We start from the raw sequence: 21,526 nt of genomic DNA, 5'->3' as shown, positions 1-21,526 counted from the left end.
TGGCCTGTCTTCGGCGGGGGAGAAGGATGTCCGGGTGAGGATCAGCCGCCGCTCGCAGGTGCCGCCGTTCGCGGTCATGGAGGTGCTCGCCGCCGCCAACGCGCGGCGCGCGGCGGGTGAGCCGGTCATCAGCCTGTGCGCTGGCCAGCCGGGCTCAGGGGCGCCCGCCGCCGTGCGCGCGCGGGCGGCCGCGCTCCTCGCGGAGGGCGACCTCGGGTACACCGAGGCGCTCGGCATCCCGGCGCTGCGCCGCGCGCTCGCGGAGCACTACGGCCGCTGGTACGGCGTGGACCTCGACCCGTCGCGCGTCGCCCTCACCACGGGGTCGTCGGGCGGGTTCCTGCTCGCGTTCCTCGCGGCGTTCGAGGCGGGTGACCGCGTGGCGCTCGCTCGCCCGGGCTACCCGGCGTACCGGAACATCCTTCGCTCCCTCGGGGTGGAGGTGGTCGAGCTGCCGTGCGGCCCGGAGAGCCGCTTCCAGCTGACAACGTCGCAGCTCAGGGCCGCGTGCGACGGTGCAAAGCTCGATGGCGTGGTCCTGGCGAGCCCGGCGAACCCGACGGGCACGATGGTCGACGCCGCGGAGCTCGACGCGATGGCGCGCTGGTGCGCGGAGCATGGCGTCCGGCTGGTGAGCGACGAGATCTATCACGGCCTCACGTACGGCCCGTGGGCCGGGCGCCAGGCGACGGCGGCGCGCCACGTCGACGCGGGCGCGGTCGTCGTGTCGAGCTTCTCGAAGTACTGGGCCATGACGGGCTGGCGCCTGGGGTGGCTCGTGCTGCCGCCGGAGCTCGTCCCGACGGTCGACGCGCTGGCGGGGAACCTCGCGCTGTGCCCGCCCGCCCTGGCGCAGCATGCGGCGCTCGCGGCCCTGACCCCGGAGGTGTACGCCGAGGCGGACCGGCTGGTGGAGGGCTACGCGGCCGCGCGCGACCTGCTGCTGCGGCGGCTGCCCGAGCTCGGCTGGAAGGTCGCCCCGCCCGACGGCGCCTTCTACCTGTATGCCGACGTCGGCACGGACGACTCGGTCGCGTGGTGCGAGCGGCTGCTCGCCGACACGGGCGTGGCGCTCACGCCGGGCACGGACTTCGATGGCGTCGGCGGCGCGCGGTACGTCCGGCTGTCCTTCGCGGCCCCGGTCGAGCAGGTCGACGAGGCGGTGACGCGGATCGTCGCCTGGCAGCGCGCGCGGTGACCGGCGGGGGGTCGCCGGGGGGGCCCGGGGAGCTCACGAGGCGGCGCGCGTCTCCTTCGGCTTCCGTCGGCCCTCTGGCATGAGCACGGTGAGCGCCGTGTCGATGAACGCGCGCAGCTTCGCCTGCGTCTGCGCGCGGGCGGGGAAGTAGAGGAAGAACCCGGGCCCCGTCGGCGCATGGCGCTCGAGCGCCGTCGCGAGCGCCCCGCTGGCCAGATCCTCGGCGACGGCCAGATCGAACATGTACGCGAGCCCGAGCCCATCGCGCGCGAGGGACACCGCCAGATCGGCGTCGTTCACCGTGAGCGTGCCAGGGGCGTGCACGGTGATCTCGCGGTGATCGCGCACGAACTCCCAGCGATAGAGCGCGGCGCTCTGGAATCGGTACTGGATGCACGTGTGGGCGAGCAGATCCTCGGGCTCCTCCGGGCGGCCGTGGGCGGCGAAGTACGCCGGCGCGCCGACCACGAGCCAGCGGAGATCCGGCGTGAGGCGCACGGCGGTCATGTCCTGGGCGAGGTCCTCGCCGAGCCGCACGCCGGCGTCGAAGCCGGTCTCGGCGAGATCGACCAGGGCGTCGTCCACCGAGATCTCGACGGCCACGTCGGGGTAAGCGCGGCGGAAGCGCGGGAGCACCGGCTCGATCACGAAGGGCACGGCGGTCCGGGCGACGGTGAGGCGGAGCAGCCCCGCGGGCTGGCCGCGGAGCTCGTCGAGCGCCTCGAGCGCGGCGCTGATCTCACCGGCCGCGGGCGCGAGGCGCTCGTGCAGCCGCTCGCCGGCCTCTGTGAGCCCCACGCGGCGCGTCGTGCGCGAGAGGAGCGGGAGGCCGACGCGGCGTTCGAGGGCGCGGATCGCCTGGCTCACGGCGCCCGTGGTCACGCCGAGCTCCGCGGCGGCGGCGCGGAAGCTCCGGTGCCTCGCCACGGTGAGGAAGACGGTCAGACCCTCGAAGCGGTCCGTCGCGCGGTTCATGGCGCGATTGTATAGCAGCGCTGATCGGCTCGTTTCGCGCCGTGGGTCTACCGGTCGCGGCGGGGAGGGCGCATCTAACCAGCGCGCGGCCGGGCATGCCGCCCTGCGCGCAGGGAGAGGACGAAGGAGGCAGCATGGCCATCACCCTGGTGAACCCCAGCGGGTTGCCGAAGATCGAGGCGTACCGACAGGTGTCGATCGCCACCGGGTCGAAGCTCGTGTTCATCGCAGGTCAGGTCGCCTGGGATGCTGATGGGAGGACGATCGGCAGGGGCGACTTCGCCGCTCAGGTCGAGCAGTGTTACCTCAACGTCGCCACCGCCCTGGCCGGGGTTGGAGGCTCCTTCAACGACGTTGCGAAGCTGACCATCTATGCCGTGGGCTGGACTCCGGACAAGATGCCCCTGCTGCTGGAGGGGATCCGTCGGGCGGCCGCGAAGCTGGGAGTCACCCCGGTCCCGCCAGGGACGCTGCTGGGCGTGAGCGCGCTCTCCGACCCCGAGCACCTGGTCGAGGTCGAGGCCACCGCGGTCATCGACTGAGCGCGGCAGATTGGCCCTCGAGCTTCACGCCGCTTCCGCCGTTGCCGGTGAGCTGGGTCTGGTACAACGCATGATAGGCGCCGCCCGCGGCGAGGAGCTCCGCGTGCGTGCCGCGCTCGACGATGCGGCCCCCCTTCATCACGAGGAGCATGTCGGCGTCGCGGATCGTCGAGAGGCGATGCGCGATGACGAAGCTCGTACGCCGGGCGCGCAAGGCCGCCATCGCGCGCTGGACGAGCACCTCGGTCCGGGTGTCGACCGAGGAGGTCGCCTCGTCGAGGATCAGGATCGCCGGGTTCGCGAGGAACGCGCGGGCGATCGTGATGAGCTGCTTCTCGCCGGCGCTCAGGTTGCCCGAGTCCTCGTCGATCACCGTATCGTAACCAGCGGGCAGGGCGCGCACGAAGCGGTCGACGTGCGCCGCGCGCGCTGCCTCCTGGATGTCGGCCTCGGTCGCGGCCGCGTTGCCGAACGCGATATTGTCACGGATCGTGCCCGAGAACAGCCATGTATCCTGCAGCACGATTCCGAACCTCGCGCGCAGCTCGTGGCGAGGCAAGCGCGCGATGTCGACGCCGTCGATCAGGATCCGACCGCCGTCGAGCTCGTAAAACCGCATCAAGAGGTTCACGAGCGTGGTCTTGCCGGCGCCCGTCGGGCCGACGATCGCGACCGTCTGGCCTGGCAGGATCGTGAGGTCGAGGTCCTCGATGAGAGGCTCGTCGGGCTTGTAGCGGAACGTGACGTGCTCGAACCGGACCTCGCCGCTCACCTTCGGCAGGGCCGCGGGCGGGGTGGCGTCGGGTGACTGGCCCTGTTCGTCGAGCAGCTCGAACACCCGCTCTGCAGAGGCAACACCCGATTGCAGGACGTTCGTGACGGACGCGAGCTGGCCGAGCTGCTGAGAGAACTGGCGCGAGTACTGGATGAACGCTTGCACGCTGCCGAGCAGCATCGCGCCCGACGCGACGCGCAGGCCGCCGACGACGGCGATCGCGACGTAGGTCAGGTTCCCGACGAAATTGACCGCCGGCATGATGATGCTGGACATGAACTGCGCGCGGAAGCTGGTCTCGAACAGCTCCTGGTTCGTGGACTGGAAGCGCGCCTCGACGTCGCGGCGTCGCCCGAGCACGTTGACGAGCGAGTGGCCGGTGAACGCCTCCTCGATCTGGCCGTTGAGCACGCCGACCTGCGCCCACTGCGCGACGAATTTCGCCTGCGCGCGCTTCGCGACCGCCGCGGTCGTGAGCACCGAGAGCGGCACGGTGAAGAGCGTGATCACCGCGAGCACCGGCGAGATCACGACGAGCATGACGATGATGCCGAGGAGCGTCAGCGCGCCGTTCATGATCTGTGTCAGCGTCTGCTGCAGGCCCTGCGCGACGTTGTCGATGTCGTTCGTGACGCGGCTCAAGAGCTCGCCGTGCGGGCGGCCGTCGAAGTAGGCGAGCGGCAAGCGGGCGAGCTTGTCCTGCGCCTCGGCGCGGAGCTGTCGCACGGTGTTCTGCACGACGTCGTTGAGCAGGTAGCCCTGCAGCCAGGCGAACAGCGACGCGCCGGCGTAGAGCGCCATCACGAGCAGGAGCAGCTCGGCGAGCTCGCGGAGCTGGATGCCGCGGCCGGGAACGACGTCCATGTGGCCCACGAGCTCGGCGAGCCGCGCCTGGCCGGAGCGCTGGAGCTCCGCGACGGCCTCGGCCTTCGTGGCGGCCGCCGGGAGGCGAGCGCCGATCACGCCGGAGAAGATGATGTCCGTCGCGCGGCCGAGCAGCTTCGGGCCGGCCAGGCCGAGCCCCACGCTGAGAAGCGAGCAAGCGAGCACGACCACGAGGCGGGCGCGCTCGGGGGCGAGGCGGCCGAGGAGGCGCCGCGCGGAGGGGGCGAACTGCTTCGCCTTCTGCGGCGGCGCGGCGCCCATGCCGAAGGGGCCGCGTGGCAGGACCGGGGAGCGCGCCCCCGCGGGGGCGGCGGGCGGGGGACCAGCGTGACGCGCGCTCATGCGGCCACCGCCGTATCGCGCTGCGAGGCCACGATCTCGGCGTAGGTCGGGCACGACGCGAGCAGCTCGCCGTGCTTGCCTTGGCCGACGATCTCGCCGTTGTCGAGCACGAGGATCTGGTCCGCGTCGACGATGCTCGACACGCGCTGCGCGACGAGGATCACGGTGGCGGCGCGCGTGCGCTCGGCGAGCGCGGCCCGCAGCCGGGCCTCGGTCGCGACGTCGAGCGCGGAGAAGGCGTCGTCGAACAGGAACACGCGCGGCCGGCGCAGCAGGGCGCGGGCGATCGACAGCCGCTGGCGCTGGCCGCCGGAGACGTTCGTGCCGCCCTGCCCGATCGGCGTGTCGAGCTCTCGCGGCATCGCCTCGACGAAGTCGCGCGCTTGCGCGGCGGCGAGCGCCGCCCAGAGCTGCTCGTCGGTCGCCGCGGGGTCGCCGTAGCGCAGGTTCGATGCAACCGTGCCGGAGAACAGGAAGGCTCGCTGCTGGACGAGCCCGATGCACGACCACACCGCCTCGAGGGCGAGCATGCGCGCGTCGACGCCGTCGAGCCGGACCTCGCCCCTCGTCGGATCGATGAGCCGCGCGATCAGGTCGAGCAGCGTGGTCTTCCCCGAGCCGGTGCTGCCGATGATCGCGGTGACCTGCCCGGGGCGCGCGACGAACGAGATGCCGCGCAGGACGGGCAGCTCGGCGCCCGGGTAGCGGTACTCGACGTCTCGCAGCTCGACGATGCCGGTCGGCTCGACGAGCGTCACGGGCTGGTCGGGAGCGCGCACGGACGGCTCGGTGTCCAGCACCTCGACGATGCGCTCCGAGCACGCGGCCGCGCGCGGCAGCATGACGGCCATGAACGTCACCATCATCACGGCCATCAGGATCTGCACCAGGTAGGCGAGGAACGCCGTCATCGAGCCGATCGCGAGCGTGCCGTCCGCGATCTGGTGCGCGCCGAACCACAGGACGGCGACGCTCGAAGCGTTGAAGACGAACATCACGGTCGGGAACATCAGCGCTTGCAGGCGGCCGATGCGCAGCGCGGTGTCGGTGAGGTCGCCGTTCGCGTGCTCGAAGCGGGCCGCCTCGGCGCGCTCGCGCACGAAGGCGCGGATCACGCGCACGCCGGTGATCTGCTCGCGCAGCACGCGGTTCACGGTGTCGATGAGGGGCTGCATCCTCCGGAACTGCGGCACCATCCGCGACATGATCGCGACGACGGCGCCCGCGAGCAGCGGCACCGCGATCGCGAGCAGCCAGGCGAGCGACCCGTCCTCGCGCAGCGCCATCACGATGCCGCCGACGCACATGATCGGCGCGAGGACGAGCATCGTACAGCCCATCATCACCACCGTCTGCACCTGCTGGACGTCGTTGGTCGTGCGCGTGATGAGCGACGGCGCCCCGAACCGCGACAGCTCGCGCGCGGAGAACTCGCCGACGCGGTGGAACACCGCCGCGCGCAGGTCGCGACCGAAGCTCATCGCGACGCGCGCGCCGGCGTAGTTCGCGGCGACCGAACACACGATCTGGACGCCGGTGATCGCGAGCATGATCGCGCCGAGCTCCAGGATCCGCGACGTATCACCGAGCGCGATGCCCTGATCGATGATGTCGGCGTTCAGGCTCGGCAGGTACAGCGAAGCGAGCGTCGCCACGAGCTGGAGCGCGACGACGAGCGCCAGCAAGCGCGCCTGTGGGCGCAGGAAGCGGCGCAACAGCTGCCTCAGCAAGGCTCCTCCTCTTCGGAGCGGCGGCGGATACCGTCGAGCAGGACCGCCACGACCTCCGCGGCGGTCAGGGGCATGCCGTCGGTGATCCGCGGGTGTGTGCCCGCGAACGTCATCATGCGCACGAGCCGCGCCGCATACGCCGGATCGCAGCGCAGCTCGTCGCGCGACGCCTCGAACAGGCGCTCGAGCTGCACGTGAAGCTGCTCATCCTGGCGCGGCGCCTGAGCGCACCCGGACCCGGGGCGCATGGGTGGCGGCATCGTCATGCCGAGCATCGAGATGAGCTGCCAGATGCCCTCGACGCGGCGCTGCAGGACCTCGACCGCCTGGATCAAGCGCTCGCGCAGCGGCGCCGCGAGATCGATGCGCTCCAGCTCTCGCAGCGTCGGCGCCGGATCGAACAGGGTCGCGATCGCCGCCTGGATCAGCGACTCCTTGTCGGGGAACACGCGGAACAGCGTCCCTTCCGCGGTGCCGGCGGCCATCGCGATCTGCGCCGTCGTCACATCGCGGCCGTACAGGCGCAGGAGCGGGATCGTCGCCGCAATGATGCTCGCGCGACGCTCCTCCGGACGCAGGGGAGGAGCTCGCCGGCTTGGTGGTGCCATGCGTCCCGTGTAGCGGAGTGAGCGCTCACTCGTCAAGAGTGAGCGCTCACTCACTCGATCTGAAGGCGGCCGGTGGGGCCCGCGCCGGGACACGACGGAAGGAGGACCCAGCCGCCATTTTCAGGTGAAACTATTGAAATCGTTTCGCTTTCGTCCGTGCGCTCCTCCGCACGGACGACGAGGCCCAGGGTCGTCCGTGGTTGTGCGCTTCCCGGTAGGCCCCAGGATCAGCGCGCGCCGGAGAGCCTCGCGATGAACCCGCGGGACTCGTTATCGCTCTCGCTCCCGAGCGGCGCGGCGAGGCCATCGAGGCGGAGCGCGCCCGTCACGGCGCCGGCGACGTAGACGGGCCCGCCGAGCGCCCCGTCCACCGCGACGACGCGGAGGGCGACGGTGCCGGCGCCTTCGACCTTGGCCGCGGAGATCAGGTTGCCCTGCGCGTCGAGCCGCATCAGGAACCCCGCCCGCTTCTGGGACGTCGTGAGGCTCCCGGCGCTCCCCAGCGGGATCGTGCCCGTGAACTCCCCCGTGACGTAGATCGCGCCAGCGCCGTCCACCGCCACGCCGGCCGCGACCTGGCTCTCCTTGTCGTCGCCGAACCCGCGGCTCCACACGACGCCCTTCCTCGAGACGCGCGCGACGAAGAAGCTCTCCGTGTCCCCCGCATCGGGCAACGCCGGGCAGCCGCCGCCGAGGTCGACGACCCCGCGGTACGAGCCGGCGATCACGGCGTCGCCGCCCGGGAGCAGCGCGGCGCCGTGCTGCGCCACCTGCTGATCTCCCTCGAGGTTCAGCGTGATCAAGTCCACCAGCGCGCCGTCGATCGCCGTGTAGCGCGCGACGAAGACGTCGCGCTGCTCCGAGGCGAAGGGGGTCTGCCCACCGAACGTGACCGCTCCGCCGAGCGACTCGTAGTCGCCCACGACGGTCACGAGGTTGCCGCCCGCCTTCGGGTTGACGGGGAGCGCCTTGACGGTCACGGCCGCCCGCGGCCCGAGGCGGTGTTGCCACTTGCACGCGCCGTCCGCCGGGTAGAGCGCGGCGAGCAGCGCCGACTCCGCCGGGACGCTCTTCAGCTCGCACGGGCCGAAGCTCCGGCCGGCGTCCGTCACGTCGACGGCGAAGACGACCGCCTCGGAGCTCGCCGCCATGGCGCGCGCCGTGGTGTTGTGCTGCGCGTCGACGCTCCACGCCCACCCGCAACGGCCGCTCGCGTCGAGCGCCGCGACGAAGCTCGTCGTGTAGCTGGTGGCGACCAGCGGAGGGCCGACGCGGCACGCGTCGAGGAGCCCACCGGGGAGATTGGTCGCCCCCGCGGCCTCCCCGGCCACGTAGGTGGCGCCGCCGCTCGCAGCCAGGTGCAAGCCCCAGACATCGTTCGCCGACAGCCCGTACCGGGAATCGTGTGCCCCGCCGGAGGTCCACTTCGCGACCGAGAAGCGGAACGCCCCGCTGTCGAGGACCTCCGTGATGACCGCCGTCAGCGCGCCGTCCGACGCCGCGAGATCGCCGACGTCGAAGCCGAGCGTCTCTCCCCAGCTGGCCGACGGCTCGACGAGGGTCCCCTCGGCGTCGCTGCACAGCGGACCCCCGCCGCCGCTGCCCCCGCCGCCCCCGCCGCTGCCCCCGCTGCCTCCACCGCCGCCGCCGCTGTCGCCGCCGCCTGCACCACCGGTGCCCGCACCACCGGTGCCCGCACCACCGGTGCCCGCACCACCGGCGCCCGAGCCTCCCGTGCCAGGGCCTCCCGAGGAGGAGGCCGAGGCCGCGCCCGCGCCGGACTGCGACGGAGCCAGCTCACCGACCTCCAGCCCGATGATCGCGTTGCAGCCCCCCGCCGCCGCAGCGAGCAGGAAGGCGCAGGACACGACGGATCGGAGGGCACCAGGTTCGGGTCTCATCGGGTCGGCTCTCCGTTGCGTGGCACCCTCGATGCCGCCACCGAGCCAGCGCGGGCTCAGTGGCATGCCCTGGCGTACTCCTCATAGATGTAGGTGGACATGCAGAGCAGGCTGCAGGAGCCGAACGGGCCCTTGCGCCCGCACCGGGGGTCCGTCAGAAACACGTTGCTCGCCGCGGTGCAAGCGAGGCCGCTGCAGCTGACCGCGCGGAACTCCTTCTCCTCCTCGCCGCTGCAGTCGTAATCAAAGCCGCCTCCCGTAGGGATCGGGGTGTCATAGAAGGTGCTGGGCTGGTCGGGGTGGACCAGGGCGTTGTTGTCGTTGCAATCATCGCCACCCTCGCACGCGGTCGATCGATAGTGGTCGCCGTCGGCATCGCAATCGACGGCGCCGCCGCCGGAGCCGGAGGTCGCCGAGCTGGAGGTCGCCGCGCCGCCGCCGGAGCCGGAGGTCGCCGAGCTGGCGCTCGCGCTGGAGGTCGCCGAGCCGCCACCCGAGCCGGAGGTCGCCGAGCCGCCGCCGGAGCCCGCCGAGCCGCCGCCGGAGCCCGCGGAGCCGCCACCGGCGCCCGGTGCACCGCCGCCGGAGCCCATCGGGCCGTCGCCGTTCCCGCCGGCGCTGGAGGCCTCCGCGCCGCCGCCGGGGCCCGCCGCGCCCGAGGACACGACGGCGGAGCTCGCCGCGTCCGTCGCGCCGCTCGCGCCGCCCGCGCTCGTGCTGGAGCGTTCCGTGAAGGTGGCGTCGGGGAATCCACAGCTGAGTCCGGCAGGGAGGGCCAGGCAGAAACAGAAGAGGCGGTGAAGCGAGCGCATCCTCTCATGGAAGCTGCCAGTCCCCCCTTCGTCAACCCGGGCCGGAATGCGCACCGCTGCGGTCCGGTCGCAGGCTCCGTGTCGTCGTGCGGAAATGTCATGGACTGCTCGCGTGGTGCGCTGGCGTCCGCGCGTGGCGCTCACGGCAACCCCTTCACCCGGGCGATGAACCCTTCGCCCGGCGCCGCGCTGGGGTGGTCGCTGGGGACGAGAGAGAACGTCTCCGTCAGCTCACCGCCGATGGTGAAGGGATCGCCGAGCGTCGCGCCCGGCGCGACCGCCCACACGCCCACGGTGCCTGTGCCCGCGAACGCGGTCGCCGAGAGGACGTTGCCGCGGGGATTGAGCACGATCAGAAAGCTCTGCAATTCGTCCGTCCCGGCCGTGAGCCTCTCGCCGTTCCCCAGGGCGATCTCGCCCTCGAGCGTCCCGGCCATGTAGATCGCGCCTGCTCCGTCCACCGCCAGACTGACGACCATCTGATCTCGCTTCTCGTCGCCGAACCCGCGGCTCCAGACCACTCGCTCCTTCGAGACGCGCGCGACGAACGAGTTCTCCGTGTCCCCTGTGGGAGGCAGGAGCGGACAGTCGTCCTCGAAGCTGAAGGACGGCCCGGTGTAGGTCCCGGAGATCACGAGTTCGCCGTCCGGGAGCATCGCGGACCCGTGCCGCGCCGCAGCCTGGGTCCCAGGGGCCGTGAGCGGGATGAGGCCCGTCAGGGCGCCGTCATCGAGCCGGAAGCGCGCCACGAACAGGTCGCGATCCGGCGCGCGGGGGAGCTTTCTTCCCTGGATGTCGATGGGCTCATCCGGCGCGTCGTAGTCGCCCACGACGAGCACCTCGCCGGTCTCCGGCGCGGCGACGACCTCCGCGACGTGCACGGCCGCGGAGGATCCGAGCGCGCGGCTCCACCGGCACTTGCCGCCTGCGTTGAAGGTCACGAGATCCGTGACCCCGCGCTGATCGGCGGCCCCGAGGACGCACTCGTCGGTCTTCGCGCTCGTCGCCCCGGAGCGTGAGACGGCGAAGGCGACCCGGTCGGCCGTCGCCGCGAGCCCGAGCGGGTAGGCGTTGACCTCGGCGTCCACGCTCCAGGCCCACCTGCACTTGCCCAGCTCGTCGAGCGCCAGCAGGAAGCTCGGCTTGCGACCGGTGTCCGCGCTCGCGCTGGCCGTGCACCTGCCGCCCGACGCGAGCAAGGTGAGGGGAGCTTCCGACCAGCCGGCCACATAAGCGAGGTCCGAGGCGACGGCCAGGTGCTCGGCCGAGACGCTGCCGAGCATGTCGCCGGTCGTCATCCCGTACGCGCTCTCGCGGACCCCGGCCGGGCTCCACCTCGCGACCGAGAACCCCGTCCTGGTCTTGGTGGGCTCGCTGGCGAGCACCCGGCTCTCCTTGACCAGGGCCGTCACCTCGCCGTCTCGCGCCGCGAGGCCGACGACCGCCAGGCCGGACAGCGCGCCCCACTCTCCCGACGGTGTCCGGACGGCTCCCTCGCGGGCGTAGCTGCAGAGCGCCTCGTTCCCGCCGCCAGCGCCGCCCTCGCCGGCGCCGCCCTCGCCAGCGCCGCCCTCGCCGGCGCCGCCCTCGCCGGCGCCGCCCTCGCCGCGACCGCCTTCGCCTCCTGCGCCGCCGGCCGACACGCTCGAAGCGGTGGCGCCCGCGCCGCCCGCCGAGGAGTCGAGCTCGCCGACCTCGAGCCCGATGAGCGCGTTGCAGCCCCCCGCGGCCGCGGTGATGAGCAGCCCGGCGCAGAACATGGGTCGAGTGCTCCTGAGATCGCGCTTCATCTCCCGTCTCCTGGTGGCGCGGTGCCGCCGCGGCCGCCAGCGAGAGCTCTCACCTCGCTCGCCACCATCGACTTCATGGCGAGCGTCGCTCCAGGAGTCGAGAGGGTTCCGGCGCGTCCCTCACCGAAAGGCGCGCTCTCCGCCGACTGCCATCGACCGGAGCGCGCGCCGCGGCGATCCGGTCGCAGCGGCCGATGCGGGTGGCGGGGCGTCGAGCGCTCGCGGCCCGGCGCGCCGGACCGCGGGGATCACCGCACGCCCGGGAGCTCGGCGATGAACCCGCGCCCCATCGCGTCGGTGAGCGGCGGATCGCGCCCGATATCGAGGGTGCTGCCCAGCTCCCCGCCGAGATAGAGGGCGTCGCCAGGCGCCGGGCCGGGCGCGGCGGCCCACACGTAAGCGTCGCCCGTCCCCTTCAGCTCGGAGGCGGAGACGACGTTGCCGCGGGCGTCGAGCACGATCAGAAACCCGACCATCGGATCGGCGTCCGTCGCGGGAGCGACGAGCTTCCCGCCGTTCCCGAGGTCGATCTCGCCCTGGTAGTTCCCCGTCACGTAGATCAGTCCATCGGGCGCCGCCGCCACGCTGGCGACCCACTGCCGGTGCCCCGCGTCGCCGAACCCGCGGCCCCAGACCACGGACGGGCCGGAGACGCGCATGACGAAGAAGTTCTCCATGTCCGGCGCGTCCTCTTCGGGCGCCGGCGGGCAGCCCTCGCCGAAATCGAGCGAGCCGGCATAGGAGCCGACGATCACGACGTCGCCGCCCGGGAGCAGCGCGGCCCCGCGCTGGTCCACCTCCTGACGCCCGGGGAGGGGGAACGCGTCGATGCCCTTGAGCGACCCCTCGGTCAGCGCGAAGCGCGCCACGAACACATCGCGATCCTGCGAGGGAGGGAGCAGCGCTCCCCCGACGACGTAGCCCTCCTCGCCCTCGTAGCGGCCGACCGCCAGCACCTCGCCGCGCGCCTCGTCGACGAGGAGCTCTCCGACGGTCACGGCCGGCGACGGGCCGATGGGCATCCCCCACAGGCAACCGCCTGCCGCCGGATCGAGCGCGGCCAGGCCCACGGACGTCTCCGCGCCGCCCATGGCGAGGGTGCACGTGCCGTCGTTCACGCTCGGCCCCTTCACCGAGGCGGCGATCACCACGGCGCCGGGCGCCGCCGCGAGGCCGAGCGGGGTGGAGGTGGCGCCGCCGTCCGGCGACCACGCCCACCGGCACTGGCCCTTCTCGTCGAGCGCAGCGAGGAAGCTCGGGTGAGAGCGCGCGAGCTCGCTGATGACGCACCCGGTGGTGGACGCGCTGGGCAGCTGGGGGCCGCTGTCCGACCACCCTGCCACATAGGCGAGCCCCTGGCCGATGGAGAGGTGCGTGGCCTTGATGTCGCCTTCCAGCAGATCGGTCGCCGTCAGCCCATACCCGGCATCGCGGGTGCCGCCGCGCGCCCACCGCGCGACGGAGATCGTGCCCTTCTCGTTGACGATGGCCGTCACCCCGTCGCCGTGCGCCGCGACGTCGGTGACGTCGAGCCCGATGGTCGTGCCCCAGCGTGCCTGCGGCCCGCGGATGGCGTCCTTGCGATCCTCGCCGCAGAACGGCGCCTCACCGCCGCCGCCGCCGCCGGCGCTGCCGCCCGCGCCAGCGCCGCCGCCGTCGCCTCCGCCGCCCGTGCCCGCGCCGCCGCTGCCACCGCCGCCCTCGGCCCCTCCGCCCGTGCCCGCGCCGCCCGCGCCGCCCGTGCCGCCCGTCGATGCGTCCAGCTGGCCGACCTCGAGGCCGATGAGCGCATTGCAGCCTCCCACGCCCGCGGCGACGAGCAGGACGGCAGAGACCACGGCTCGGATGCTCCTCTGATCGCGCTTCACCACCAGGGCCCCTCCCTCGCGGCGACGCCGCGCAGCTCCCGTCAAAAAACGACAGTCGCCACGGCGCCGCCCGGCACCACGCCGATGGTGGCCCGGGGCGCCGGCGACCCTTGCCCCGAGGAGGGCGCCGTGAAGACGAGCACCGCGCCCGTGCCCAGCGCCGCCGCCCCGACGAGGAACGCGACCGTCGAGATCGTCCCCGCGGTCACGCCCTGCTTTTGCAGCTTGATCCCCTGATCCAGGCAGACGTTGTCCTCGTCGCAGTACGCCTCGGCGTCGCCCTTCTTCCCGATCGCGCGCGCGCCGAACACGGCGCCGACGCCGATCCCGACCGCGCCGACGCCGGCGCTGATCCAGCCGGCCGTCCGCCGGGGCGAGCCCCCCGCCTCCTGCGGGGCGGTCTTCGGGCGGAGCGCAGGCCCCGCGCCCGCGGCGGCCGCGGCCTCCTCCGGCGCCACGACCAGCTCGACCTGCGCGCCCTCCGCGAGCTGCACCGTGAAGATCTTCTGCTTCCGGCCCGGCGCCGCCGCCGTCACCTGGACCTCGCCCGGGTCCACCGGCAACGACGAGCCCAGCGAGCCCGCGCCGACCGGGACCCCCGCGCGCTGCACCGCCGTGTCCGCGGGCGCCCCCGGCGCGAGCCGGATCGTGAGCCTCGGCACGCGGGCCTCGAGCGCCGCCGCGCGCGACTGGGCGATGGGGCGGCGGTCGTCGTTCGCGGGCAGATCGCGCGCGAGCTGCCGGAAGATCGACCACGCGGTCGCGACCCTGCCGCGCTTCTCCTCGCAGTCGCCGAGGTTGAGCAGCGCCCCGGGCGCCGGATCGAGCTCGTAGCTCTCCCGGAATTTCGGGCACGCGGCGTCGTAGTCCTTCGCCTGCAGCGCCGCCCTGCCGGCGTCGAACAGCGCCTCCGCGGCCGCAGGATCGCGCCCCTGCGCGGAGGCGTCGGGGCAGGCGAGGAGCACGGCTCCTCCCAGGGCGAGCACCTCCGCCGGGAATCGTCTACGCGAGCTCGATCTACGCATCCGTGCGGCCTCAACGTCTCCGGTTGTACGGGTCCTCCGCCGGCGTCGGCGCGGGGGCCGGCGTCGTGGCGGCGGGCGCCTTCGTCGCGGTCGCGGGGGATCGCGCCCTGCCCCCGGCGGCGGGCCTCGGCGCGGTCGCGCTCGCGCTCGCGCTCGCGCTCGCCGGCGCGGACGCGCTCGCGGCCGTCGCGCTCGCGGCCTCGGGCGCCGGCGTGGTCGCGGGCGCGGACGGCGCGATCGCGGGGACCGCATCGCCGGACGGCGCCGGCTGCACGCCGGCCCCGAGCGAGCCTGCGCTGTCGGGCGGCGCCGTCGCCGCCCCGGCGCCCGCGGTGGGGCGCGGCTCGGCCTCCACCGTGGAGCCGTGCGACGGATCCTCCGCGCCCCTTTCGCCCGCGCGCTGCCACCACACGAGCGCGACCAGGACACCCACGGCCAGCACGCCGGCGCCGGCGAGGAGCGCGCCCGTGGCCGCCGCGCGCGGCGCGGTGCGCTCCGCGCTGGCCGAGCGCTCCACGACCGGCGAGACCGTGCCGGTGCTGGCCGCGCCGCCGCCGGCCGCGACGCCGCTGGCCGTGCCCGCCGCGGCGAACTCCGTGCCGCGCGGCCCGCTCCCGGGACCTCGCGCCTGCGCCGACGGGCGCCCTGGATCCGAGTGCAGGAGCCCGCGCCCGTGCTCCGAGTGCAGCGGCGCGCGCCCGGGATCCGGGTGCGCGCCCGGGGCCAGCTCGAGCGCCGCGCCGCCCCGCGCCTGGCGGAGCGCGCGCTGCATCGCGCGGGCGTTCGGCCAGCGGCGGTCGGGGTCGAACGCGAGCGCCACGTCCATCACGCCGGCGATCGGCGGGGGCAGGGCCGGCAGGACGCTGCCCACGGGCGGCGCCGGCTGCGTCATCGCCGCGAGGAGCAGCAGCGGGAGCGTCTCGGCCTCGTGCACGTACCGCCCCGAGAGGAGCTGGTACATCGTGCTCCCGACGGCCCATAAATCGCTGCGCGGGTCGACCCTGTCCCACTGCCCCCGCGCCTGCTCCGGCGGCATGAACTGCGGCGTCCCCATCAGGGTGCCGGCGCGCGTGGAGGCGTTCGCCGGGGAGGAGAGCTCGCGCAGCCGCGCGATGCCGAAGTCGAGCACCTTCAGCTGCCCCTGGCGCGTGAGGAACAGGTTGTCCGGCTTGAGGTCGCGGTGCACGATCCCGCGCTCGTGCGCGACGGCGAGCACGTCGAGCAGGTCGTCGGCGATGCCGAGCACCTCGCTCACGCCGAGCACGCCGCCCGGCTCGCGCGCGCGGCGCGCCTCGACGGTCTCGCCCTCGAGCAGCTCCATCACCAGGAACACGGAGCCATCGTCGGTGACGTCGTCGTCGAGCACCCGGACGATGCCCGGGTGCTCGACGCGGTTGGCGACGTAGCCCTCGCGCAGGAAGCGCGAGCGCGCCTCCTCGTCCTCGGACAGCTCGCGGCGGAGGATCTTCACCGCGCCGCGCATCCCGTTGCGGTGCGTGGCGGCGTAGACCATGGCCATCCCGCCGAAGCCCAGCAGGCGCTCCAGCCGCCACTTGCCGCGCAGGACCTGGCCTACGAGCGCTTCGGGCCGGAAGCCTTCAGGGTGGACGCGGGTCATCGGCGAGCATCACCCCCGGCGCGGGCCACGTGGGTCGTCGCGTCGCCGGCGGAGCCAGCGAGGCCGGCGCGGCTGGAGCGACGGGGACGGCTGGCGGGCGCGCGAGGCATGACGGGCGCATGTTACCCCGGTCTGACGCCGCGGTGCGTGAAACCGTCCAGGGTACGCCTGCGCGCTCGCCGGATCGGGCGGATCCCGGGCGTCGCGGGCAGCGGCGCGGGGCCCGACGCCCTTGACGTCGCGCGCGAACGGGGACACTCCGCCGCCCTCACGGGGGATCGAGCGAGCATGCGCAAGACGATGAGCCAAGCGGCGTTGATCCTCCTCGCCGCCATTTCCTCGATCCGGTGCGGCGGCGCGGGCGCCCATCCCCCTGAGGGCCCTGCGCAGGAGCCCGCCGGCCGCCCGGCCGCGGAGGCCCCGGACGACGAGCTCCGCGCCGTCGCCGCGATCCACGGCGGGGCGGGGCCGTGGGCCGTCGCCGGCTACCGCATGGGACGCTTTGCGCTCGCGAGGCTCGGGCTGCCCGCGAGGAGCTTCGACCTCGAGGTGATCCACCACAGCCCGCGGAATGTGCAGTTCTCCTGCATCGCCGACGGCGCCGCCGCGGCGACGGGGGCCAGCCTCGGGAAGCTGAATCTCAGCCTGATCGAGGCGAGCGAGGACGGCGTGGAGACCACGTACAGGCGCAGGTCGACCGGGCAGGCCGTGACCCTCCGCCCGTCTGCGGCCTTCCGCGCGCGCTTCCGCGATGTGCCGAGAGAGACGCTGGAATCGGCCGGCAGGGAGGTCCTTTCCTTGCCAGACGCCGAGGTATTCGAGGAAGCGCCGGCGCGCGTCGCCAGCCCGCCGCCCGGCGCGCCGAGGTGACGCGCCTGCCCCGGGGGGCGCGCTGCCTCCGGAATTCACCGGAACCGCAGGCGCACACGTGCTACTCCCGGCGCCGCTGAGATGATCACGCTCGAAAAGCTCACCAAGCGGTACGGTCCCAAAATTCTCTTCGAGAACGTCACGATGCGCTTCGACCCCGGCAAGCGCTACGTGCTCGTCGGCGCGAACGGAGCGGGGAAATCGACGCTCCTCAAGGTCATCTCCGGCGAGGAGGAGTCGGATCAGGGCTCGGTCGAGATCCCGAGGCAGCTGCGCGTCGGGGTGCTCAAGCAGGACCATTTCGCCTACGAGTCCTGCCGGATCCTCGACACGGTCCTGATGGGGAACCGGGCGCTCTGGGACGCGATGCAGGAGCGCGATCGGCTGTACGAGGTCGAGATGACCGATGAGGTCGGCATGCGGCTGGCCGAGCTCGAGGGGACGATCGGCGAGGAGGACGGCTACACCGCCGAGTCGCGCGCCGCCGAGATCCTCGAGGGGCTCGGGATCGCGACCGCCCGGCACACGAGCGCGGTGAGCACGCTCGCGGGCGGGTACAAGCTTCGCGTCCTCATCGCCCAGACGCTCTTCGGGGGCGCGGACGTCCTGCTCCTCGACGAGCCGACGAACCACCTCGACCTCGACTCGATCCGGTGGCTCGAGTCGTACCTGACCGACACCTTCCGCGGCACGCTCCTCGTCGTCAGCCACGACCGGCACTTCATGAACGCGATCGCGACGCACGTCGCCGACGTCGACTACCAGACGGTCACGCTCTACACGGGCGACTACGACGACTTCATCGAGCAGAAGACGACCGGCAAGCGCCAGTCGGACGCCGACGCCGCGCAGAAGAAGAAGAAGATCGCCGAGCTCAAGGACTTCGTGGCCCGCTTCGGCGCGAGCGCGAGCCGGTCGAGCCAGGCGCAGTCGCGCGTGAAGGAGATCGAGAAGCTCGAGGCGGGCATCCAGGTGCGGCGCTCGAGCGTCGTGCGCCCGTACATCAAGTTCGAGATCGAGAAGCCCTCTGGCCGCGACGTGCTGCGCGTCGAGGGCCTCTCCAAGAGCTTCGGCGATCGGCGCGTGATCCAGAAGCTCGATTTCAACCTGAACCGCGGCGACAAGCTCGCGGTCATCGGGCCGAGCGGCATCGGCAAGTCGACGCTGCTCAAGCTCCTCGTCGGCGAGTACACGCCGGACGCCGGGGCCGTCACGTGGGGCCACGACACGAACGTCGGCTACTTCGCGCAGGATCACCACGAGGCGATCGAGGCGGGGTTCACGGCCTACGACTGGCTGTACCGCTTCGACCCGTCCGCCCCGAAGGAGCACGTGCGCTCGGTGCTCGGGAAGCTGCTCTTCAGCGGCGAGGCCGGGCTCAAGAAGACGGAAAACCTCTCCGGCGGTGAGGCGGCGCGCCTGTTCCTCGCGAAGCTCATCCTGGTGAAGAACAACATCGTCGTGCTCGACGAGCCGACGAACCACCTCGACGTCGAGAGCATCGACGCGCTCCTCCAGGCGCTCGTCGAGTACAAGGGGACGGTCGTCGTGACGAGCCACGACCGGCACTTCGTGGGCAAGCTCGGCACCCGCGTGCTCGATCTGTCGTCGAAGGATCCGCGCGTCTTCAACGGCACGTACGACGAGTACCTCGAGGGGCCGGGGAACCCGGACGCGCTGAAGAACGCCAGGGCCTCGTAGCGCGCCCGCCGGAGCCCTGGGGCGCGCGAGCCCCGGGGCGTGTTCGAAAGGGCGCTCCAGGGCCCGTGCGGAGCCGTTCGTCCCCTCGGAGCACGGCCACGGCGGCCATCACCGGTCCGCGTAGGACCACGCCGACGCGAGCGAGAGGGCCTACGCGCTCGTCCTGGCGCAACCCGGGTTCGTTCGTGGTGGTCGCGGGCATGTAGGCCGCCTCACGGCTGCTGGCCATCGCTTGCAGGGTGAGGAATCGCGCGCTGCATCAGGATCACGTCGAGCCAGCGGTCGAACTTGTGCCCGACGTCGCGGAGCAGCCCGGCGTCCTCGAACCCGAGCGCGCGGTGCAGCGCGACGCTCGCCGCCTGGTCTCCGGCGATCTGCGCGATGATCGTGCGGTGGCCGAGCGAGATCGCGCGGCTCACGAGATCGGCGAGGATGCGGCGCCCGAGCCCCCGCCGGTGGAGGCCGTCGCGCACGTAGACCGAGTTCTCGACGGAGCGGGCGTAGGCCTCGCGCGGGTTCCACAGGGAGAGCGAGCCCCAGCCGACCACGGCCCCGGCCCCGTCGCCCTCGACGGCCACGGTGGCGGGGTGCTGGGGGCCGTGCGCCGCGAGCCAGGCGCGGCGCTCCGCCGGGGTCGGGACGGTGGTGGCGAAGGTGCAGGTCGAGCGCTCGACGTAGAACGCATAGATCTCCTCGATCGCCGCGAGATCGGCCTCGGTCGCCAGGCGGATGCGCACGCCGTCGCCTGGCGCCGGGAGCGGCGCGAGGTCGGGCGCGACGAACGCGGCGCGGGCGTCGTCCGAGAGCAGCCGCGCGCGAGAGTAATGGGCGAAGAGCGCCTTGCTGCTGCGGTGGCGGTCGAGGAGGCCCTCCGCGAGGTCGTGGACGGCGGCGCCTCGGTGCTCGGCGGCGTGGCGGGCGACGAGCGTGAGCCAGGCGACCGTGATCGTCTCGTGGTAACCGTTGGTCGGCGGGTGCCGGGCGTTGAAGGCCTGCAGGGCGGAGCGCATGCGCGCGAGCGCCCCCTCGGGCCCGTGAGCGCGCACGTAGTGCAGGGCGAGGAGCAGGTGGCGCGCGTGCGAGAAGTCGCGCTGCGCGATCGCGGCGTCCTCGATGGCGGCGGCGAGCGCCGCGAGGTCGCGCTCGTCGATCTGGCGTTCGCGACGCTCGCGGCGCTCGCCACGATCGCCGAAAGGCGGCAGTCCGTCGGCGCCGCTCACGGCGCCTCCTTCCGGGCGGCTCCGCGGCCGGGCGCCTTGCGGGGGCGCGCTTCGCCGTCGCGCGCCTCTTCGGACGGCAGCGGCAGGGGCGGGAGCGCGGTCTCCTTGGCGGTGGACAGGACGATCGTCGTGCGCGTGCGCACCACGCCGTCGTGGGCCTTGAGCTCCTGCGTGAGCAGGCGCTCGAGCGCCTCGGTGTCGCGGCAGCGCACCTTGAGCAGGTAGTCCTCGTCGCCGGCGACGTGGTGGCACTCCTGGATCTCGGCCGCGCGCTCGACGGCGCGCAGGAACTCGCCGCGACCGCGCCGGTTCGCGATCGAGACCGAGATGAAGGCCGTGAGCCCGGCGCCCACGGCCCGGGCGTCGAGGCGCGCCTCCCACCCCGTGATGACGCCGCGCTCCTCGAGCCGCCGCACCCGCTCGGCCACGGCGGGCGCGGAGAGGCCGACCGCCTCGCCGAGGTCCGCCCACGACCGGCGGGCGTCGCGGGCGAGGAGGTGGATCGCTTTCAGATCGATGGCATCCATGGCTACTGTCATTGGAAGTGAATGGATTGTTGATAAAATTGTTTCGAAATTCAAGTCGTGGGTCTCCATGCGCCGGCGCGTCGCTCCCGCCGCCGTCCCTGCCCGCCGCCTTTCGCCGCGCGGCCCCGCTGCTCGCGGCGCAGCACCAGAGCAGCATCGCTGCTGGCCCGCGAGCAGCGGCGAGCGCGATCTGCCGCGCCCGGGTCCTCGCCGGCGGCGCGGCGCTCCGGCGCGCGGGCCCTGCCAGCGCGGCGCCGGGCGCCGGCACGGGCCCTGCTCGGGCGGCCTGCATGACGACCATCAGCCTTTCTCTCGACACCCCCGAGCTCGCCCAGGCCTACGAGCACGGCAGCGACCGGCAGTTCAACCACGGCAAGCTCCTCATCGAAACGCTGGGCGTGCGGCGCGGCCAGCGTGTGCTCGACGTCGGCGCGGGCACCGGCCGGCTCGCCGCTCACGTCGCAGAGATCGTCGGCCCCGAGGGCAGCGTGACGGCCATCGACCCCCTGCCGCTCCGCGTCGACATCGCCCGGCAGAAGGCCCGCGTGAACCTCGCGACCGCGGTCGGCCGCGCCGAGGACCTCTCCGCCTTCGCCTCGAAGAGCTTTGACGTCGTGTACCTGAACAGCGTCCTTCACTGGCTGAACGAAGCCCAGAAGGAGCGCGCCATCGCCGAGGCGGCGCGCGTGTTGAAGCCCGGCGGCAAGCTCGGATTCAGCACGGGATCGCGGGAGAAGCCGCACCAGATCGAGCCGATCCAGCGCAAGGTGCTGGCCGAGCTCGGGAGAGACGCCCAGGGCAATCGCCCGTACAAGCTGACGGTCGACGAGGTTCGAGCGCTGCTCGAGCGCGCCGGCTTCATCGTCGACACGGCGGAGATCCTCACCTTCGTCGACCACGCCGCCGACGTCGACGAGATCTTGACGCACAGCGGGTCGAGCTCGTTCGGCAACCACCTCTCGCACCTGAGCCCCGAGGAGAAGCGCGAGGTGCGCGAGCGGCTCGCGAAGGAGATCGAGGCGTTTCGCACGCCGCAGGGCATCCGGCTCGAGCGCAACCTCATCTTCGCGATCGCCCACACGGCAGGCAACTAGCCCGCCCGCCGGCGCCGCTTCAGTCCAGCGCGCCTCGCGCGTGAG

Annotated in this window: 17 protein-coding genes; 5 read left to right on the top strand and 12 right to left on the bottom strand. The window is 73.2% G+C overall.

What is annotated here, in order from left to right:
* The first annotated feature begins 34 nt into the window (after positions 1-34).
* Entirely contained in the window at positions 35-1,198 is a 1,164-nt protein-coding gene (locus tag WME82_RS30870; protein WP_437850875.1) for a pyridoxal phosphate-dependent aminotransferase, read from the top strand.
* A 33-nt stretch (positions 1,199-1,231) separates the two neighbouring features.
* Here WME82_RS30870 and WME82_RS30865 read toward each other — a convergent pair whose 3' ends face one another.
* A complete protein-coding gene (locus tag WME82_RS30865) occupies positions 1,232-2,173 on the bottom strand; it encodes a LysR family transcriptional regulator (RefSeq protein ID WP_437850873.1) in 942 nt (313 codons plus the stop codon).
* Between the two features lie 134 nt (positions 2,174-2,307).
* Here WME82_RS30865 and WME82_RS30860 point away from each other — a divergent pair, with 134 nt between their 5' ends.
* Entirely contained in the window at positions 2,308-2,715 is a 408-nt protein-coding gene (locus tag WME82_RS30860) for a RidA family protein (RefSeq protein ID WP_437740087.1), read from the top strand.
* Here WME82_RS30860 and WME82_RS30855 read toward each other — a convergent pair.
* The 9 genes from WME82_RS30855 to WME82_RS30815 all read right to left on the bottom strand — a co-directional run bounded on the left by WME82_RS30855 (position 2,705) and on the right by WME82_RS30815 (position 16,069).
* The gene (locus tag WME82_RS30855) at positions 2,705-4,717 is read right to left on the bottom strand and encodes an ABC transporter ATP-binding protein (RefSeq protein ID WP_438038241.1); all 2,013 of its coding nucleotides are present in this window, start codon (positions 4,715-4,717) and stop codon (positions 2,705-2,707) included. The genes WME82_RS30860 and WME82_RS30855 overlap by 11 nt on opposite strands.
* Positions 4,714-6,447, bottom strand: a complete 1,734-nt coding sequence (locus WME82_RS30850; RefSeq protein WP_437850867.1) for an ABC transporter ATP-binding protein — start codon at positions 6,445-6,447, stop codon at positions 4,714-4,716. Before WME82_RS30850 ends, WME82_RS30855 begins: the two co-directional genes overlap by 4 nt.
* A complete protein-coding gene (locus WME82_RS30845) occupies positions 6,441-7,055 on the bottom strand; it encodes a TetR/AcrR family transcriptional regulator (RefSeq protein ID WP_438038240.1) in 615 nt (204 codons plus the stop codon). Before WME82_RS30845 ends, WME82_RS30850 begins: the two co-directional genes overlap by 7 nt.
* Before the next feature lie 227 nt (positions 7,056-7,282).
* Complete coding sequence (locus tag WME82_RS30840; RefSeq protein ID WP_438038239.1) at positions 7,283-8,923, bottom strand: hypothetical protein; 1,641 nt, start codon at positions 8,921-8,923, stop codon at positions 7,283-7,285.
* An 89-nt stretch (positions 8,924-9,012) separates the two neighbouring features.
* The gene (locus WME82_RS30835; protein WP_438038238.1) at positions 9,013-9,768 is read right to left on the bottom strand and encodes a hypothetical protein; all 756 of its coding nucleotides are present in this window, start codon (positions 9,766-9,768) and stop codon (positions 9,013-9,015) included.
* A 140-nt stretch (positions 9,769-9,908) separates the two neighbouring features.
* Positions 9,909-11,558, bottom strand: coding sequence for a hypothetical protein (locus tag WME82_RS30830; RefSeq protein ID WP_438038237.1), 1,650 nt, complete (start codon positions 11,556-11,558; stop codon positions 9,909-9,911).
* Positions 11,559-11,806: 248 nt separating this feature from the next.
* On the bottom strand, positions 11,807-13,396 hold the full coding sequence (locus tag WME82_RS30825; RefSeq protein WP_438038236.1) for a hypothetical protein: 1,590 nt from the start codon (positions 13,394-13,396) through the stop codon (positions 11,807-11,809).
* Between the two features lie 71 nt (positions 13,397-13,467).
* A complete protein-coding gene (locus WME82_RS30820; protein ID WP_438038235.1) occupies positions 13,468-14,451 on the bottom strand; it encodes a tetratricopeptide repeat protein in 984 nt (327 codons plus the stop codon).
* Positions 14,452-14,461: 10 nt separating this feature from the next.
* A complete protein-coding gene (locus WME82_RS30815) occupies positions 14,462-16,069 on the bottom strand; it encodes a serine/threonine-protein kinase (protein WP_438038234.1) in 1,608 nt (535 codons plus the stop codon).
* 300 nt (positions 16,070-16,369) lie between these two features.
* On the opposite strand from WME82_RS30815, the gene WME82_RS30810 reads away from it, so the two are divergent.
* Positions 16,370-16,939 (top strand): FmdE family protein, encoded by a 570-nt coding sequence (locus WME82_RS30810; protein ID WP_438038233.1) that lies wholly within the window; start codon positions 16,370-16,372, stop codon positions 16,937-16,939.
* Positions 16,940-17,020: 81 nt separating this feature from the next.
* The gene (locus WME82_RS30805; RefSeq protein ID WP_438038232.1) at positions 17,021-18,640 is read left to right on the top strand and encodes an ABC-F family ATP-binding cassette domain-containing protein; all 1,620 of its coding nucleotides are present in this window, start codon (positions 17,021-17,023) and stop codon (positions 18,638-18,640) included.
* A 212-nt stretch (positions 18,641-18,852) separates the two neighbouring features.
* Here the strand turns inward: WME82_RS30805 and WME82_RS30800 are convergent, their stop codons facing one another.
* A complete protein-coding gene (locus WME82_RS30800) occupies positions 18,853-19,860 on the bottom strand; it encodes an N-acetyltransferase family protein (RefSeq protein ID WP_438038231.1) in 1,008 nt (335 codons plus the stop codon).
* Positions 19,857-20,387, bottom strand: coding sequence for an Lrp/AsnC family transcriptional regulator (locus WME82_RS30795; RefSeq protein ID WP_437740074.1), 531 nt, complete (start codon positions 20,385-20,387; stop codon positions 19,857-19,859). The genes WME82_RS30800 and WME82_RS30795 overlap by 4 nt, the downstream gene beginning before the upstream one ends.
* A 38-nt stretch (positions 20,388-20,425) precedes the next feature.
* Between WME82_RS30795 and WME82_RS30790 the strand changes: the two genes are divergently transcribed.
* Positions 20,426-21,481: a class I SAM-dependent methyltransferase gene (locus tag WME82_RS30790; RefSeq protein ID WP_438038230.1), complete on the top strand. Its 1,056-nt coding sequence runs from the start codon at positions 20,426-20,428 to the stop codon at positions 21,479-21,481.
* Positions 21,482-21,526 lie beyond the last annotated feature (45 nt).

Source organism: Sorangium sp. So ce128, assembly GCF_051525245.1.
GTDB lineage: Bacteria > Myxococcota_A > Polyangia > Polyangiales > Polyangiaceae > Sorangium > Sorangium cellulosum_B.
The sequence above is the reverse complement of the archived record's forward strand: the minus strand, read 5'-3'. Positions and strand labels throughout refer to the sequence as shown.